At 66.4% G+C, this 15,261-nt stretch carries 15 protein-coding genes; 5 read left to right on the forward strand and 10 right to left on the reverse strand.

The window, feature by feature from the left end; genetic code table 11:
• Positions 1-140 precede the first annotated feature (140 nt).
• Positions 141-1,529 carry a trypsin-like peptidase domain-containing protein gene (locus KF871_RS13225; protein ID WP_291143168.1) on the reverse strand — a complete coding sequence of 463 codons (1,389 nt, stop codon included), beginning with the start codon at positions 1,527-1,529 and terminating at the stop codon, positions 141-143.
• Between the two features lie 147 nt (positions 1,530-1,676).
• On the opposite strand from KF871_RS13225, the gene KF871_RS13230 reads away from it, so the two are divergent.
• Together KF871_RS13230 and KF871_RS13235 are read left to right on the forward strand one after the other, a co-directional pair.
• A complete protein-coding gene (locus KF871_RS13230) occupies positions 1,677-3,134 on the forward strand; it encodes an AAA family ATPase (RefSeq protein ID WP_291143171.1) in 1,458 nt (485 codons plus the stop codon).
• Positions 3,135-3,443: 309 nt separating this feature from the next.
• Positions 3,444-4,445: a porin gene (locus KF871_RS13235; protein WP_291143174.1), complete on the forward strand. Its 1,002-nt coding sequence runs from the start codon at positions 3,444-3,446 to the stop codon at positions 4,443-4,445.
• A 104-nt stretch (positions 4,446-4,549) separates the two neighbouring features.
• Here the strand turns inward: KF871_RS13235 and soxB are convergent, their stop codons facing one another.
• The 8 genes from soxB to soxC all read right to left on the reverse strand — a co-directional run bounded on the left by soxB (position 4,550) and on the right by soxC (position 11,592).
• Positions 4,550-6,274 (reverse strand): thiosulfohydrolase SoxB, encoded by a 1,725-nt coding sequence (gene soxB, locus KF871_RS13240; protein WP_291143177.1) that lies wholly within the window; start codon positions 6,272-6,274, stop codon positions 4,550-4,552.
• An 83-nt stretch (positions 6,275-6,357) separates the two neighbouring features.
• Positions 6,358-6,984: a sulfur oxidation c-type cytochrome SoxX gene (soxX, locus tag KF871_RS13245; protein ID WP_291143206.1), complete on the reverse strand. Its 627-nt coding sequence runs from the start codon at positions 6,982-6,984 to the stop codon at positions 6,358-6,360.
• A gap of 32 nt (positions 6,985-7,016) precedes the next feature.
• Complete coding sequence (gene soxA, locus KF871_RS13250) at positions 7,017-7,823, reverse strand: sulfur oxidation c-type cytochrome SoxA (RefSeq protein ID WP_291143179.1); 807 nt, start codon at positions 7,821-7,823, stop codon at positions 7,017-7,019.
• Between the two features lie 86 nt (positions 7,824-7,909).
• Complete coding sequence (gene soxZ, locus KF871_RS13255; protein ID WP_291143181.1) at positions 7,910-8,221, reverse strand: thiosulfate oxidation carrier complex protein SoxZ; 312 nt, start codon at positions 8,219-8,221, stop codon at positions 7,910-7,912.
• A gap of 47 nt (positions 8,222-8,268) precedes the next feature.
• Positions 8,269-8,724, reverse strand: a complete 456-nt coding sequence (gene soxY, locus KF871_RS13260; protein ID WP_291143183.1) for a thiosulfate oxidation carrier protein SoxY — start codon at positions 8,722-8,724, stop codon at positions 8,269-8,271.
• A 36-nt stretch (positions 8,725-8,760) separates the two neighbouring features.
• Positions 8,761-9,093, reverse strand: a complete 333-nt coding sequence (locus KF871_RS13265) for a c-type cytochrome (RefSeq protein WP_291143209.1) — start codon at positions 9,091-9,093, stop codon at positions 8,761-8,763.
• A gap of 76 nt (positions 9,094-9,169) precedes the next feature.
• Positions 9,170-10,252, reverse strand: coding sequence for a c-type cytochrome (locus tag KF871_RS13270; protein ID WP_291143185.1), 1,083 nt, complete (start codon positions 10,250-10,252; stop codon positions 9,170-9,172).
• Entirely contained in the window at positions 10,252-11,592 is a 1,341-nt protein-coding gene (gene soxC, locus KF871_RS13275; RefSeq protein ID WP_291143187.1) for a sulfite dehydrogenase, read from the reverse strand. The genes KF871_RS13270 and soxC overlap by 1 nt, the downstream gene beginning before the upstream one ends.
• 274 nt (positions 11,593-11,866) lie before the next feature.
• Here soxC and KF871_RS13280 point away from each other — a divergent pair, with 274 nt between their 5' ends.
• From KF871_RS13280 to KF871_RS13290, 3 genes are all read left to right on the forward strand, one after another.
• Positions 11,867-12,169 carry a c-type cytochrome gene (locus KF871_RS13280; RefSeq protein ID WP_291143189.1) on the forward strand — a complete coding sequence of 101 codons (303 nt, stop codon included), beginning with the start codon at positions 11,867-11,869 and terminating at the stop codon, positions 12,167-12,169.
• Positions 12,170-12,180: 11 nt separating this feature from the next.
• Entirely contained in the window at positions 12,181-13,461 is a 1,281-nt protein-coding gene (locus tag KF871_RS13285; RefSeq protein WP_291143192.1) for an NAD(P)/FAD-dependent oxidoreductase, read from the forward strand.
• A 65-nt stretch (positions 13,462-13,526) separates the two neighbouring features.
• Positions 13,527-14,147, forward strand: a complete 621-nt coding sequence (locus KF871_RS13290) for a c-type cytochrome (RefSeq protein ID WP_291143194.1) — start codon at positions 13,527-13,529, stop codon at positions 14,145-14,147.
• 39 nt (positions 14,148-14,186) lie between these two features.
• Here the strand turns inward: KF871_RS13290 and fba are convergent, their stop codons facing one another.
• Positions 14,187-15,227, reverse strand: coding sequence for a class II fructose-bisphosphate aldolase (gene fba, locus KF871_RS13295; protein ID WP_291143196.1), 1,041 nt, complete (start codon positions 15,225-15,227; stop codon positions 14,187-14,189).
• Positions 15,228-15,261 lie beyond the last annotated feature (34 nt).

A 15,261-nucleotide genomic window follows, 5' to 3' on the forward strand; every position in this document is an offset into this window, starting at 1 on the left:
TTCGCGCAGGGTTGGAGGATCGGGCTCGAATCGGGCGTGCGCAATGAGCGCAAGCGCCCATACGCCGCATCAGGCCGACGATTGTTTCCAGCGTTGACCCGCGCAATGGTCTGCGGATTTGTTCGTTGCTGCAGCGGCGTTCAGCGCGCCGGCCCGCGCGCCACCGGCACGTACAGCGTGTAGGGCCCACGCTGCACCAACAGGGCGACCACCGTCGAGCTGGCCGCACGCACGGCCGCCTCGAACTCGGACGGGCTTTGCACCGGCGTGGCATTGACCGCGACGATGCGATCGCCATCGTCAACGCCCGCCATCAAGCCGGTGCCACTGGCGCTCAGCACGTAGACGCCCGGTGGCCATTGACTTGCCTTGGCCTCGGGCACCAGTTGCAGCCCGAGCAAGGGACCGTCCTGCGCCTTGCGTTCGACGCCCTGATCGATGCGCTCGGGCAGTTCGCGCTCCAGCACGACACGCAGCTCACGCAGTCGACCCTCCCGCCAGACCACGGCGGGCACGCTTGCACCCGGTGCCTGGCCGGCGAGCAGGCGATCGAGTGCCTCCCGAGTGGCCACCGGACGGCCCGCGAGCGACAACAGCACGTCGCCACGGTGCAGACCATCGTTGCTATGGGTGTGCCCCTCGGTGCTGGCAATCAGCACGCCGTCCGGCTGTCGCAAGCCAAAGGCCAGTGACAGCGCCGGCCCCAGTGCCTGGGTTCTCGCCGGCAGACGTGCCTGCTCGCGCGTGGCACCCGCGCGCAGCCGCTCCACCGCGCGCAACACCGTGTCGATCGGCACCGCAAAGGAAATGCCGACGTAGAACCCCTCGGAGGCAAAGATCATCGCGTTCAGGCCCACGACATCGCCCTGGCTGTTGAACAAGGGGCCGCCCGAGCTGCCCGGATTGATGGCCACGTTCATCTGGATCAGCGCCATGTCGGAGCCGCCCAGCAGCGCGCGCGGCCCCGCACTGACCACCCCCGCCGTCACACTGTGTTCGAAGCCGAACGGCGCGCCCAGCGCCGCCACCCATTGCCCCGGGCACACGGGCGCATCCGGGGCGGTGCGCACCACCGGCAGGCCCTGGGCCTGCACCTTCACCAAAGCCACATCGGTGGCCTCATCCACACCCACCACCGTCACCGGCAGGTGGCGGCCATCGGAGAGCACCGCCCACACTTCGCGACGCCCCTGAACCGCGTGCGAGCTGGTGACGATGTCGCCATCGGGCGAGATCAAAAAACCCGACGCGGTCACGCGCTCATACAAGGGGCCGGATGCCCCGGCTTCACTGCCCTCTGGCGCCGGCGCCTCGCTCGCTTCGCCCACCGGGGCCTGCTCGGCGCTTCGCTCGCGAACGGTCAGCAAATGCACCACAGCGGGCGTGTTGCGCGCCACTGCAGCCACAAAATCGGCTGCGCCCGCCGCTGTGCCGGGCTGCCCATCACAGGTGACCGCGCCTGCGCCGGAGAAGACACCACATAGCGCGGAAAACAGGGCGGTCATGATGGCCAGGGTGGTGCGTGGCATAAGCAGTTCCTTCGATCGATGCAGGGCAATGTGCCACGTCGGCACGCGTGGACGACATCGCGAGCTTGGCATGATCGGTCAGCCTGCGACGCAGCCGATTGCGACAGGTCAAACACCGCCCGAAGCCTGCGCAGTAGCCTGACCCACATGCCCGCCCCTACCCATGCGGATGCCGCTCTCGCCGCCTCGGCCGCGCTGGTCGCGCGCCTCGCCGAGCGCGAGCAGGCGGAACTCATCGAGACCCATTTGTCCTGGGTCCTGCTCGGCGCGTCGGTGGCGTACAAGATCAAGAAGCCATTGCGCCTGCCCTTTGTCGACTACACCTCGTTGGCCGCAAGAGAGCACTTCTGCCAGGAAGAGTGGCGACTGAACCGGCGTCTGGCCCCCAGCATCTATCGCGACGTCGTGGCGATCACCGGCAGCCCGGACGCGCCCATTTTGGGCGGCTCAGGCCCGGCAATCGAGGTCGCCGTGCGCATGCGGCGATTCGAAGCCCATGCGCTGCTGAGCGAACGGCTGCGCACCGGCACGTTGACGCCGGGCACGGTGGACGCCTGCGCCGACATGCTGGCGCGCTTTCATGCAACAGCCCCCATGGCGTCACCCGACGACGGCTTTGCCACACCCGAGCGGCGCTCCGCCACCGCGCAGGCCGCACTGGCGGGCGCGGCGCCCGCATGCCGTGGCGACGAAGCCATTCGCCTGGGCCACTGGTTGCACGCGCAGGCCGCGACCCTGGCACCGCTGTGGTCCGACCGGCTGGCGCAGGGCCGATTGCGCGAATGCCATGGCGATCTGCACCTGGCCAACCTGATCGACGAAGACGGCGTGATCAGCGCTTTTGACGGCATCGAGTTCGACCCTGCGCTGCGCTGGATCGACGTCATCGATGACATCGCTTTCGTGGTGATGGATCTGCACGCGGGCGGGCGTGCCGACCTGGCGTTTCGACTGCTCAACCGCTGGCTCGACGGCAGCGGCGACCACGCGGGGCTGCCCACCCTGCGTTTCGCGGTGGTCTACCGCGCCTTGGTGCGTACACAAGTCTCACTGCTGCAGGGCCAGGGTGATCTGGCGCGACGCTACCTGGACTGTGCGCTGCACTGGATCGAACCGGGGCCGACCTGGCTGGCCATCATGAACGGGCTGCCCGGCTCCGGCAAAAGCCACGTCTCGCAACGCCTGCTTGAGCAACACGGCGCGATCCGGGTGCGTGCCGATGTGGAGCGCAAGCGCCTGTTCGGTCTCGCCGCCGACGCGAATTCGCGCGCGCTGGGTCTGAACATCTACGACCGGGCCAGCGGCGAGCGCACCTACGCTGCCTTGCTGGCGGCCGCACGTGCCGCCATCGGGTCGCAGCTGCCGGTCATCCTTGACGCGGCGCACTTGCGCAAGACCGAGTGTGCCCGCGCCGCCCGACTGGCGAAAACCCTGAGGGTGCCCTTTCGCATCGTGCCGTGTGAAGCGCCCGATGAGGTGCTGCGCCAACGCATTGCGCAGCGCCACGGTGACGCGTCCGAAGCCGACGTGGCGGTGATGGAGCACCTGCGCACCGTCGCCCAGGCCCTGAGCCCCGCCGAGCAAGCCTTCATCTGGCGCGCGTGATCGGCTTCGCCGGTGGAGATCACCGCATCTGCGGCCGCGACCTGGCCATCACGCACCCAATGCCTTCGCGCGCACCACGCGCGCGCGACGCGCACGCCGCGCCCATGCGGCGCGCGTGCGAATGCCACAAAGCTTTGGCAGCTCGGTGAAACACCCACCCCATGAAGGGTCGAGTGTTGTGTTCAGGGTTAACCCGCGAAAAAGTAATCGAGCGGTTATTTTCGGCGCATGGAATCGCCATGTCGCCCCGCACGGTGTGGGGGACGTGGGCTGCACAACGGCCCGCTTGAACCACATGGAGAACTCCCAATGAAAAAGTCTCTGATCGCTCTGGCCGCACTGGCCACCATCAGCGGCGCCGCGTTCGCGCAGTCGAGCGTCACGGTCTATGGTCGTCTGGACGCGTCGGTTGGTTCCGACAAGGACGACATTGCCAACACCAGCACCACCAAGCTGTTCAGCGGCAACCTGACCACCAGCCGCCTCGGCTTCAAGGGCACGGAAGATCTCGGCGGCGGTCTGCGCGCCAACTTCCAGCTCGAAGGTGCGCTCACTGTTGACGACGGCACCAGCGCCGGCCTCAAGTTCGACCGCGCTTCGTGGGTCGGTCTGTCGGGTGGCTTCGGTGCCGTTCGCATGGGCCTGATCGACAGCGCCTACAAGGACATCTACGACCTCGGCAACGTCTACAACCTGTACGACTCCGAGTTCACGGCCAGCAAGATCGCCTACGCGGTCGGCACCAACGGTGGCGTCAATAACTTCACCAGCCGCCCGACCAACCAGGTTCGCTACGACACCCCCAGCTTCGGTGGCTTCAGCGCTGGCGTGAGCTATGCGTTCGACGAAACCGCCGGCGTGTCCAACGACCTGACGGCCTTCAACCTGCGCTACCGCGCGGGCCAGCTCGACGCCGGTTTCGCTTACCAGGAACAGTCGAACTCCACGACGCCTGCCAGCGATCTGAAGTACAGCGTGGTCTCGGCCGGCTATGACTTCGGCGCCTTCCGCCTGTCTGGCCAGTACCAGAACGCCAAGAACGGCGCGGGCCTCAAGGACAACGAATTCGCCTTCGGCGCCACCGTGCCCTTCGGCGCCTTCGACGTGTCGGCCGGCTACGCCTACGGCAAGTCCAAGCTCAACGGTGCCACCAGCGCCAAGGGCTCGGCCTTCTCGTTCGGCGGCACCTACGCCATGTCCAAGCGCACCCGCCTGTACGCTGCCTACCTGACGGGCGACGTCGAGAACGGTGCCGGCACCAAAGTCACGGATCGCAGCCGCTACGCGGTCGGCGTTCGCCACGACTTCTGATCGGCGCGCAAGCGCCAACAAGAAGGGGCCCCGCGGGCCCCTTTTTCTCCAAGGTTGATTTGATGGCCGTCGCCTTTCGGGTGACGGCCTTTTTTGCGCCAGCCTCAGCCGGCCATGCCCGGATTGCCCTTCATGCCGACAAGTTTCGGGGTGTTGATCTTCACGCCCTTGATGACCTTCTTGTCGCGCAGGTAGCCGGCCACCACATCCCACACCGGCTCGCCCTTGGCGCCCTCTTGCACCGAGGCCCAGCCTGCGACCTTGTAGGTCTTGCCCGCCTCAACCGGCTTGCCCTTGAGCGTCATGTTCTGGATACGGCTGCCCATGCGCTCGTTCGGCGCGATGCTGTACTGCATGCCACCAACGCGCACCATGTCGCCGCCCTGCTGGTAGTAAGGGTCGGGGTTGAAGATGTTGTCGGCCACGTCTTCGAGGATGTCCTTGATCTGTGCACCGGTGAATTCGTTGAGCGTGGTCGATGGGTAGGTAATGGCCGTCTGGTCCATCAGGCGCTCCATCGTGATGGTGTCGCCCGGCAGCAGCGAGGTGCCCCAGCGCACACCGGGCGAGAACGACAGGTCGGCGCCTTTCACGTCCATCAGCGCCTCGCAAATGACCTGGTCCCAGGAGCCGTTGAAGTTGCCTCGGCGGTACAGCGCCTCTTCGGTGACGGCCAGTTTCTCGTCGAGCTTGGCCAAGTGCGGCGCACGCACGCCATCGATGTAGGCCTGCATGTCGGCGTCGGCCGGCAGCAGGTTGGCGAAGATGGGCATCAGCCGGTACTGGTAGCCCTGCACCTTGCCACCGCGCACATCAAAGTCGAGCACGCCCAGGAACTTGGTGTTCGAGCCCGCGTTGGTGACCAGGGTCTGGCCACCGGGGTTCTTGACGATGGTGGGAGCGGGCATGCCGTCGTGGGTGTGACCACCCAGAATGGCGTCGATGCCGCTCACGCGCGAGGCGAGCTTGAGGTCCACGTCCATGCCGTTGTGCGACAGCAGCACCACCACCTGCGCGCCCTTGCCGCGCACTTCGTCGACCATCTTCTGCAGGTGCTCTTCCTGAATGCCGAAGGTCCAGTCCGGCACCATGTAGCGCGGGTTGGCGATCGGCGTGTAGGGGAAGGCCTGGCCGATCACCGCCACCGGCACGCCGCCCATATCGCGGATGGTGTAGGGCTTGAAGACGAGGTCTTCGAAGTCGGTGGTCTTGACGTTGTGCGCCAGGAATTCGATGTTGCCCTTGAAGTCCTTCTCGACGATTTCCTGCACGCGCTTGGCACCGAAGGTGAACTCCCAGTGCGGCGTCATGATGTCCACGCCCAGCTTCTTGCAGGCGTCCACCATGTCCTGCGCGTTGGTCCACAACGACGTGGCCGAGCCCTGCCAGGTGTCGCCGCCGTCGAGCAGCCAGGCCTGCGGACGCGATGCGCGCAAGCGCTTGACCAGCGTGGCCAGATGGGCAAAGCCGCCCACCTTGCCGTAGGTCTTGGCCGCCTGCGCGAAGTCAAGGTAACTGAACGCATGGGCCTGCGCCGTGCCGGGGCGGATCTTGAAGTGCTTGAGCAGCGCTTCACCCACCAGGTGGGGCGCCTGCCCGGTGGCCTCGGCCACACCCAGGTTCATGCTGGGCTCGCGGAAGTACACCGGTGTGAGCTGCGCGTGGCAGTCGGTGAAGTGCAGGAAGCTGACGTTGCCGAACTTGGGCACGTCGTAGAAGCGCTCACCCGCGCCCGGCGTGGCGGCCAGCGCGTCGCGGTGATCGAGCGCCATGCCGGCGGCGCTGGCCGCGGCCAGCAGTTGCATGAATTCGCGGCGGCTCAGGCTCATGGTGAGACCCTCTTAAAGAAGCAAACGCTGATATTTGAAAGCGCAAAAAAGCCCGGGGAGCCAAGGCTCGCCGGGCGTCGGGATCACTTGTTGACCGGCGACTCGGGGTCGAGCAACAGCGCCATCACGTGCTTCATCTGCTGCTCGTTGAGGATGCCGTTGTGGCCGAAGCGCGGCATCTGCGAACAGGCGTTGTAGGCACGCGAGTTGTAGATCTTGCCCCAGGTGTATTCCACGATGGCCTTGGAGCCGGCGGCGCTGGGATCGCTCACACCACGCAGCTTGCCGTACTGGTACAGGCTCGGGCCCAGCGTGCCGAAGGAAATCTCTTGCTGGCTGATCTGGTGGCAGTTGTAGCAATTGCCGCCGTTGGCCGCATCGGCCTTGTCGCTCCAGGTCATGCCGCGGCCGCTCTGGGCAATCTTCTCGCCCTCTTTCCAGTCGCCCAGAAACTTGCCGTCCGAAGGCCATTTGACGGTCTTCATCTGGTTGGCTTCGACCGCCTTGGCGAGCTTGTCGTCCAGCGGTTTGCCGCTAACGTCGGCATCGAGGCAGGTGGCGTTGGCTTCGTCTTGCTGGAGCCGGTCCACCTTGGCGATGCCGCGGTCCTGGAACGAGCTCTTCATGATGTCGGCGGTGGCCTTCTCGATGTCGGCCTGGGACGGCGGCATGGAGCACGCGGCGAGCAAGGCGGCCAGCGGCAGTGCCATCAGGATGTTCTTCGTCATGCGGTGTCTCCTCTTCAGCGCTTGATGGCGGGCACGGCGGACTCGGCGCCCTTGGCGTTCACGCCCATGTAGATGCCCAGCGCCATGGTGACGTCGCTGCCGAACTTGGGCTCGGGGAAGCGCTGCTGGCGGAAGCAGTCGTTCAGGCGCAGCTGCATGCCCCACATCTGCGCGTTGGACACGCGGTACGCCGGCCAGGCCGCAAAGCCCACGCCGTCGCCCGGGTTCTTGGTCAGGTTGGGCAGGTCCTGCAGACGAATGCGCTTGCCATCGGCACCGTGGCACGAGGCGCACGAGAAATCGTGCGGGCCACCGCGCGTGAAGAAGATGCGCTTGCCGGCCTCATACATCAGCTTCTCTTGCGGATGCGACTGCGGCAGGTTGAACTTCATGCCCTTGGACTGGGTGGCCACGTAAGTGGCCATGTCGGTCACATTGGCCATTTCGCCCTTGCGGAACGGCGTCTTGCGCACCTCGGCACCGTTGAAGCCCTGCAGCGTTTCCATGCAGGTCACGATGCGGTCTTCCAGGTCCTGCACCTTGTTGGTGTCCTTGAAGAAGCGCGGCAGTTCAACGAACGCACCTTTGAGCACGCCCGGGCCTTTGCCCAGGTCGCACTGCTCCATCGACGCGCTCTTGGGGCCCCGTTTCTGTTTCCAGAGTTCTTCACCCTTCATCTCGTTCAGCTCGGCCGGGTTGCCGTCCTGCAGCATCTCGCGGTACTTCGCGATGCCGTCGGCCGTCGACTGCGCGTGCGCGAACGCAGCGGCACCGAGGCCGATCGCCAGCGCGGCGATGCGGGTGGACAAGGGGTGTTTCATCTGGGGGGTCTCCTCGTGTTGGGCGTGGGGTCGCTTATCGCTCGGCAAGCGGGCCGCGCCATCGGCCCGCCTGGCACCGGGGGATGTCAGGCAATCGTCGCTTCGTCGGAGCGCGAGTCGCCCTTGTTGTCGCTCCACTTCACCATCACCTTGTCGCCCTTGGCGCCGCCCTTGAACTTGAAGGACAGGAAGGGGTTTTGCGACACGGCACCGGTGAACTGCGCGGTCAGCACGACCTTGCCGTTGTGGGTGGCCTCGACGTTCTGGATGAAGTGACCGGGGATGATGTTGCCGCTGGCGTCGCGGCGGGTGCCGGGCTCCATGATGTGCGACATGAGCACGCGGACGGTGGTTTCGCCGTCGGCCACGGCGGCGCGGATGCGCATCGGATCAGCCATGTTGGACTCCTGAATTCAATGGGTTCGAGACGTGGGTCGTGAGGCGATCAACCGCCGCAGCCGCCCAGGGTGACCTTGGTTTCCTTGGTCGCCGAGAACAGCTTGCCGTCGGCCTTGACCACCGCGATCACGTTGGAGCTCTGGCCCATCTTCAGACGGGTGGAGACTTCGGGAAGCGTGCCGGCGGGAATGCCGAAGGCAGCGCACAGCGGCATCGGGTTCTTCTCGACGATGAGGAAGATGTCGGTGGTGTTGGCCAGCTTGCTCGATGCGCCGATGGGCACCACGGCGCCGTTCTCGGCGATGTCGGGTGCGACGACGGTGACCTGGTCGCTGTTGGCGGGCGTGCCGCCCAGCGCCTTGAGCGCATCGGCCAGGTTCTTGACTTCAAAGCTGGCGCGCTCGAGCGCGGCGTGGGCCTGGCTCTGCGTGACGATGCCCAGCGACACCAGGGTGGCAAATGCACCGGTGGTCTTGAGGGCGTCTCGGCGGGTCTGGTTCATGTTGAACTCCTGTGCAAATCGGGGCGAGGGGCGAGTTTACTTGTCGGGTGCGCCGGCGAGTACCCAGGCTGCCAGCAGCTTGAGCTCGTCGTCCTTGAGGTTGGGCTGCGGCGGCATGGGCACCGGGCCATACATGCCCGAGCCACCCGATTTGATGCGGGCGGCCACCTTCTCCAGCGCGTCGGCCTGTCCCTTGTGCTTGGCCGCCACGTCCTGGTACGCCGGGCCGACCAGTTTGCGGTCGACGGCGTGGCAGGCCAGGCAGGCGCTCTTGGCCGCCAGGGCCTTGGCGGCCGCGGCGTCCAGCGCATGCGCCGACGTGCCCAGCAGGGCAGCGCCCGTCACGGACAGGGCGATCATGTATTTCATGCTCATAGACTAATGTCTCCTCGTGGGAAAGATCAGGGGGAAAACGCTTACACGGTGATTGGAATGACGCCCGGCCTCACTTGGGACCGGCGGCAATCCATTTGGCAATGGCTGCAGCCTCGTCGTCCTTGAGCTGTGCCTGCGGCGGCATGGGCACCGCGCCATACACGCCGCTGCCACCCGACTTGATCTTGCCGGCGAGGTAGGCCTCGAGGTCCGCTCGGCCCTTGTGCTTGGCGAGCACCTCGGCGAAGCCCGGGCCCACGATCTTGTTGGTGATGCCGTGGCAGGCGGTACAGCCGTTGGCGGTGAGCACGCCCTTGACGTCGACGCCACCGGCCGCGCCCGCCGCCGGTGCGGCAGCCACCACCACCGCCTTGGGCGGCGGCGCAGTGCCCACCGGCGCGGTCGGTGCGGGCTTGGTGGTGTCGGCGCCGCGCACCGGGCCGATCACGCGGTTCTGCTCAAGGATGTTGCCGTGCGCGTCGCGCGCGAAGTCCGGCAGCGTGGAGTGCACCTTGGCGTCGGTGGGGCAGTCCTTCATGCAGGCGACGTTCTTCACATCGCCCTTGCCCGAGGCTTTCCACAAGGGCTCATAGAAGCGCATGCCATTGCGGTTGGGCATGCGCTGCTGCACTTCGGCAATGTTCTGATCCGACAGCACGTAGTCGGCCGGCACCACCTCGGCCAGACTCAGGATGTAGGCCAGCACGCCATAGACCTCGTCGGTCTTCAGGCTCTTGGGCGCGTTCCAGGGCATGGCGCGGTTGATGTAGTCCCACAGCGTGGACACCGTGGCGACCTTCATCAGCGTGGTGCGCTGCGGAAAGTGGCCACCCTGCTCCAGGTTCTTCACCCGGCCGCGGGCGATGTCTTCCTTGGTGGTACCGCCCACGATGGGGGTGAACACCTCGTTGGATTCACCGAAGCTGCCGTGACAGGAGGCGCACTTGCCCTCCCACACCGTCTCGCCCAGCGAGACGCTGCCGCTGCCTTTGGGCAGGCCCTTGAAGTCCGGGCGCACGTCAATGTCCCAGGCCTTGATCTCGGCCGGGGTGGCTTCGCGACCGATGTCTTTCCAGGGCTGCGCCTGCGCCGACGCCAGGGTCGCTGCACCGCTCAGGGCCAGCGCCGTCAGAAGTTGAATGGCCTTCTTCATCAGTACACCTGCACGTTGGAGACTTCGCCGTTCTCGCCCACCCGCCAGGACTGGATGGCGTTCTGGTGGTAGATCGAGCGGGTGCCGCGCACCGCACGCAGCTGGTTGATCTTGGGCTGCACATAGCCGGTGCTGTCCATGGCACGGCTTTGCAGCACGGCGGGCTTGCCGTCCCAGACCCAGTCGATGTTGAAGCGCGCCAGGGCCTTGGGCAGCACCGGGCCTTCCAGCCGCGCGGTGCGCCAGTTGCGGCCACCGTCCACGCTCACGTCAACGCGCTTGATGCTGCCGCGGCCCGACCAGGCCAGGCCGCTGATGTTGTAGTAGCCCTTGTCGAGCAGCGTCTGACCGCCCGAAGGCGTGGTGATGACGCTCTTGCATTCCTGGATGCCGGTGTACTGGCGGTGCGTGCCATCGGGCATCAGGTCGATGTAGTGCACGGCCTCGTCCTTGGCCGCCCACTTCTGGTCGCCCACCTCGATGCGGCGCAGGTACTTGACCCAGCTCACGCCCTGCACACCCGGCACCACCAGGCGCAGCGGGTAGCCGTTCTCGGGGCGCAGCATTTCGCCGTTCATGCCCCAGGCGACGATGCAGTCGTCCATGGCGCGTTCGATGTCGATGGTGCGCGTCATGGACGAGCCATCCGCGCCTTCGGCCAGCACGAACTTGGCGGCCTTCTTGTCGATGCCGCACATCTCCAGCAGCGTGGACAGCAGCACGCCGGTGAACTCCGAGCAGCTGACCATGCCGTGCGTGTACTGCACCGTCGGCAGCGCCACGTTGCCCCACTCGGGCGCCGAGTTGGCGCCGCACTCGATGAAGTGGATGCGCGAGACGCTGGGCAGGCGCATCAGGTCGTCCATGGTGAACACGCGCGTGCGCTTGACCAGACCGTGCACCATCAGGCGGTGCTTGCTCGGGTCGATGTCCCACCAGCCCTGGTGGTGGCGTTCGAAGTGCAGGCCGCTCGGCGTGATGATGCCGAACAGGCCTTGCAGCGGGGCAAAGCTCACCGAGGCCTGCGGCACGCGCGTGAGGCCGGGGCTTTCGCGGCGCTGCAGGTTGGCCTCCCATTTGCTGGGCAGGCCATAGGCACGCTCGGCCACCGGGCGGCCCAGGCCGCGGGTGTGCTCGGGCAGCTCGAGGATGGCACTGTCGCCTTCGGCGGCCAGCGCCCGCGGTGCCTGCGTGGCGGCCACAGCGCCAGCGCCCATGGCCAGGGCCTTGCCCATGAAGCTGCGTCGCGCCTTGCGCGCCTGCTCCAGCCCTTCGGCACTCAGGTGGTTTTCGGGAGCGGGCAGCACCCGCCCGATCGGTTGGTCCAGCGCGTCCGACACGGCACGGCTCCTTCTGACGGTATTCAAGGTCTCGAACTATATCGGTAATTGCTGATATTTGGATGGGTACAAACCCTTGATGCTTTTTTCGGCAGCCTGCCCTCCAATGGCTGCGGCCGCCGACGAACCGCCTCACCGCGCGTCGAGCAGGCCCGAAGGCGCCGCCCGAAACCGGTGGTGTGGTCAGGGAAGATCGACAGACCGTCAAGGCGCTCCCTCGTCCGCTGCTACAGTTTTGGAGGCAAGTCTTTCCAATCAGCAACCGGAGACAACGATGCGCGAAACGAGGAGATGGCTGGCAGGCGCGGTGCTGCTGGCAGCGGCCGCCACCGTGCAGGCCGAGGTGAACCAGGTTCGGGTGTGGGCGGCGGCCTGTGCCAACTGCCATGGCACCAACGGCCATGCGCAGACCGGCAACGAATCGCTGGCCGGCAAGGACAAGGATGAGCTGCTGCAGAAGCTGCTCGACTTCAAGACCGGGCGCAAGCCTGCCACCCTGATGCACCAGCTGTCCAAGGGCTACACCGACGAGCAGCTGGCCCAGATCGCCGCGTACTTCGCGGCCCAGAAGAAGTGAGGAGACCCACGATGAAACGTCGTCAACTGCTTCAAACCCTGGGCGCCGGCACCGCGGTCGCCGGCCTGGGCGCGCTCGGTGGCTGCGCCAGCATGGGCGCCAGCGCCGGCAAGGTGGTCGTCATCGGTGGCGGCTACGGCGGGGCCACCGCCGCCAAGTACGTGCGCCTGTTCTCCGACCAGCGCATCGAGGTCACGCTGATCGAGCCGAACGCGGCCTTCGTGTCCTGCCCGATCTCCAACCTGGTGATCGGCGGCCACAAGACCATGGCCGACATCACCACGCCCTACGACAACCTGACCAAGCGCCATGGCGTGAAAGTGGTGCGCGACATGGTCGACAGCGTCGATCCGGTCAAGCGCACGGTGAAGCTGGCCAGCGGCGGCGAGCTGCCCTACGACCGCCTCATCGTCTCGCCCGGCATCGACTTCATGCTCGACCAGGTGCCCGGTCTGGCCAAGCCCGGCGCACAGGACAAGGTCACCCACGCCTGGAAAGCCGGCCCACAGACCATGTTGCTGCGCCAGCAACTCGAGGCCATGCCCGACGGCGGCGTGTATGCGCTGTCGATCCCGCAAGCGCCCTACCGCTGCCCGCCTGGTCCCTACGAGCGCGCCTGCATGGTGGCCAGCTACTTCAAGAAGGCCAAGCCCAAGAGCAAGGTGGTGGTCTTCGACGCCAACGACGACATCCAGTCCAAGAAGGGTCTGTTCCTCAAGGCCTGGGGCGAGCACTACCAGGGCCTGATCGACTACCGACCCAAGCACAAGGTGATCGACGTCGACGTGGCCACCAACACGCTCAAGTTCGAGTTCAACGACGACTTCAAGGCGGCCGTGGCCAACGTGGTGCCGCCCATGCGCGCGGGCGCCATTGCGGTCAAGACCGGCCTGGCCACCGCCAACGGCCGCTGGTGCGAGGTGGACTTCCTGACCATGGAATCCAAGGCACACAAGAACATCCATGTGCTCGGCGACGCCATCCAGATCGCACCGGCCATGCCGAAGTCGGGGCACATGGCCAACCAGCACGGCAAGACCTGTGCGGCCGCGGTGGTGGCGCTGCTGAGCGGGCAGCCCCCGTTGTCGATGCCGATCTACGCCAACACCTGCTACAGCTTCGTCACCGGCGAAGACGCCATGCACGTGGCCAGCGTGCACCGCTACGACGCCGAGAAGCACACCATGCTGCCGGTGCAAGGCTCGGGTGGCGTGTCGGTGGCGGCCAGCGAACTCGAGGGCCGGTACGCCATGGCCTGGGCGCGCAACATCTGGGCCGACACCCTGGCCTGACGTCGAACAGGGCCGCGCGAAGTCGCGGCCTTTTTTTTCTCTGAATATCAGTCAAAGGCGATGCAATGACCCCCTGGTTGCACACCCTCTCCTGGCTCGGCGCGGCCCTGCTCGGCTTCGGTACGTCACTCACCTGGGCCCAGGCCACGGCAGACGACACGGCGCGCGCCAAAAAGATCGTGGGGGGCTCGTGCTTCCTGTGCCACGGCGCACAGGGCGAATCCACCAGCGAAGCCTTCCCGCGCCTGGCCGGTCAGCACGCCGAGTACATCGCCAAGCAGCTCTCCGCTTTCAAGAGTGGCGCGCGCAAGAGCAGCGCCATGGCGCCCATGGTGGAAAAACTTGCCCCCGAGGACATGGTGACCGTGGGTCGCTACTACGAGGCACAGCGACTGCCGAAGGAAGAAGCCAAGGACCCGCAACTGGCCACCGTGGGTCGCTACATCTACCAAAACGGCAACCGCTTCAGCGGCCTGCCGGCCTGTGCGAGCTGCCATGGCCCGACGGCCGATGGCGCGGCCAACCTGCCGCGCCTGGCGGGCCAGTTTGCCGGCTACATCCAGACCCAGCTCAAGCAGTTCAACATGCGCGAGCGCACCAACGACAACGCGGTGATGCACGCCGTGGCCGAGCGCATGACCGAACTCGAGATGGCCGCCGTGGCCGAGTACCTCAGCAGTCAGTGAGTCGCCGGCGATGCCGCGCGGTCCGCGGCCCGTCGGCCATCACTTCGCGTAGCGGGCGATCATCTTCTCCAGCGGCACCGGCTTGATTTTTGCCGCCTGACCCGCACAACCGAAGGCGTCGAAGCGCGCCTTGCAGATGTCGCGTGCGGCCGCCGTCGCGTCCTTGAAGAAGGCCCGCGGGTCGAACTCCGAGGGCTTGTTGGCCATGGTGCGCCGCATGGCACCCGTCATGGCCAGGCGGATGTCGGTGTCGATGTTGACCTTGCGCACCCCGCTTCGGATGCCGCGCACGATCTCCTCGACCGGCACGCCATAGGTCTCCTTGATGTCGCCGCCGTGGGTGCGGATGATGGCCAGCCACTCCTGCGGCACGCTCGATGAGCCGTGCATCACCAGGTGAGTGTCAGGCACCGCGGCGTGGATCTGCGCAATGCGGTCGATCGCCAGAATGTCGCCCGTGGGTGGGCGCGTGAACTTGTAGGCGCCGTGGCTGGTGCCGATGGCGATCGCCAGCGCGTCCACACCGGTCTGCGCCACGAAGTCCCTGGCCTGTTGCGGGTCGGTCAGCATCTGGTCGTGGCTGAGCGTGCCTTCGGCGCCCACGCCGTCTTCCTCGCCTGCTTCGCCCGTCTCAAGCGAGCCCAGGCACCCCAGCTCACCTTCCACCGACACGCCGACCGCGTGCGCAAAGCGGCAGACCTCGCGCGTGACCGCGACGTTGTAGTCGTAGCTCGCCGGTGTCTTCGCGTCCTCGCGCAGCGAGCCGTCCATCATCACGCTGCTGAAGCCGCTGCGGATGGACTGCTGGCACACCGCCGGCGTGGCGCCGTGGTCCTGGTGCATGACCACGGGGATGTGCGGGTACATCTCGATCGCGGCCTCGACCATCTTGCGCAGAAAGGGCTCGCCCGCGTATTTGCGCGCCCCCGCGCTGGCCTGCAGGATCACCGGCGCATCGCAGGCGTCGGCGGCCTGCATGATGGCCTGGATCTGCTCCAGGTTGTTGATGTTGAAGGCTGGCACGCCATAGCGGTTTTCCGCGGCGTGGTCCAGCAACTGGCGAAGGCTGATCAGTGCCATGTGGGTCTCCTGGTTGTCGATTCATTCGCCGCGG

It is taken from the genome of Hydrogenophaga sp. (genome assembly GCF_019635465.1).
GTDB lineage: Bacteria > Pseudomonadota > Gammaproteobacteria > Burkholderiales > Burkholderiaceae_C > Hydrogenophaga.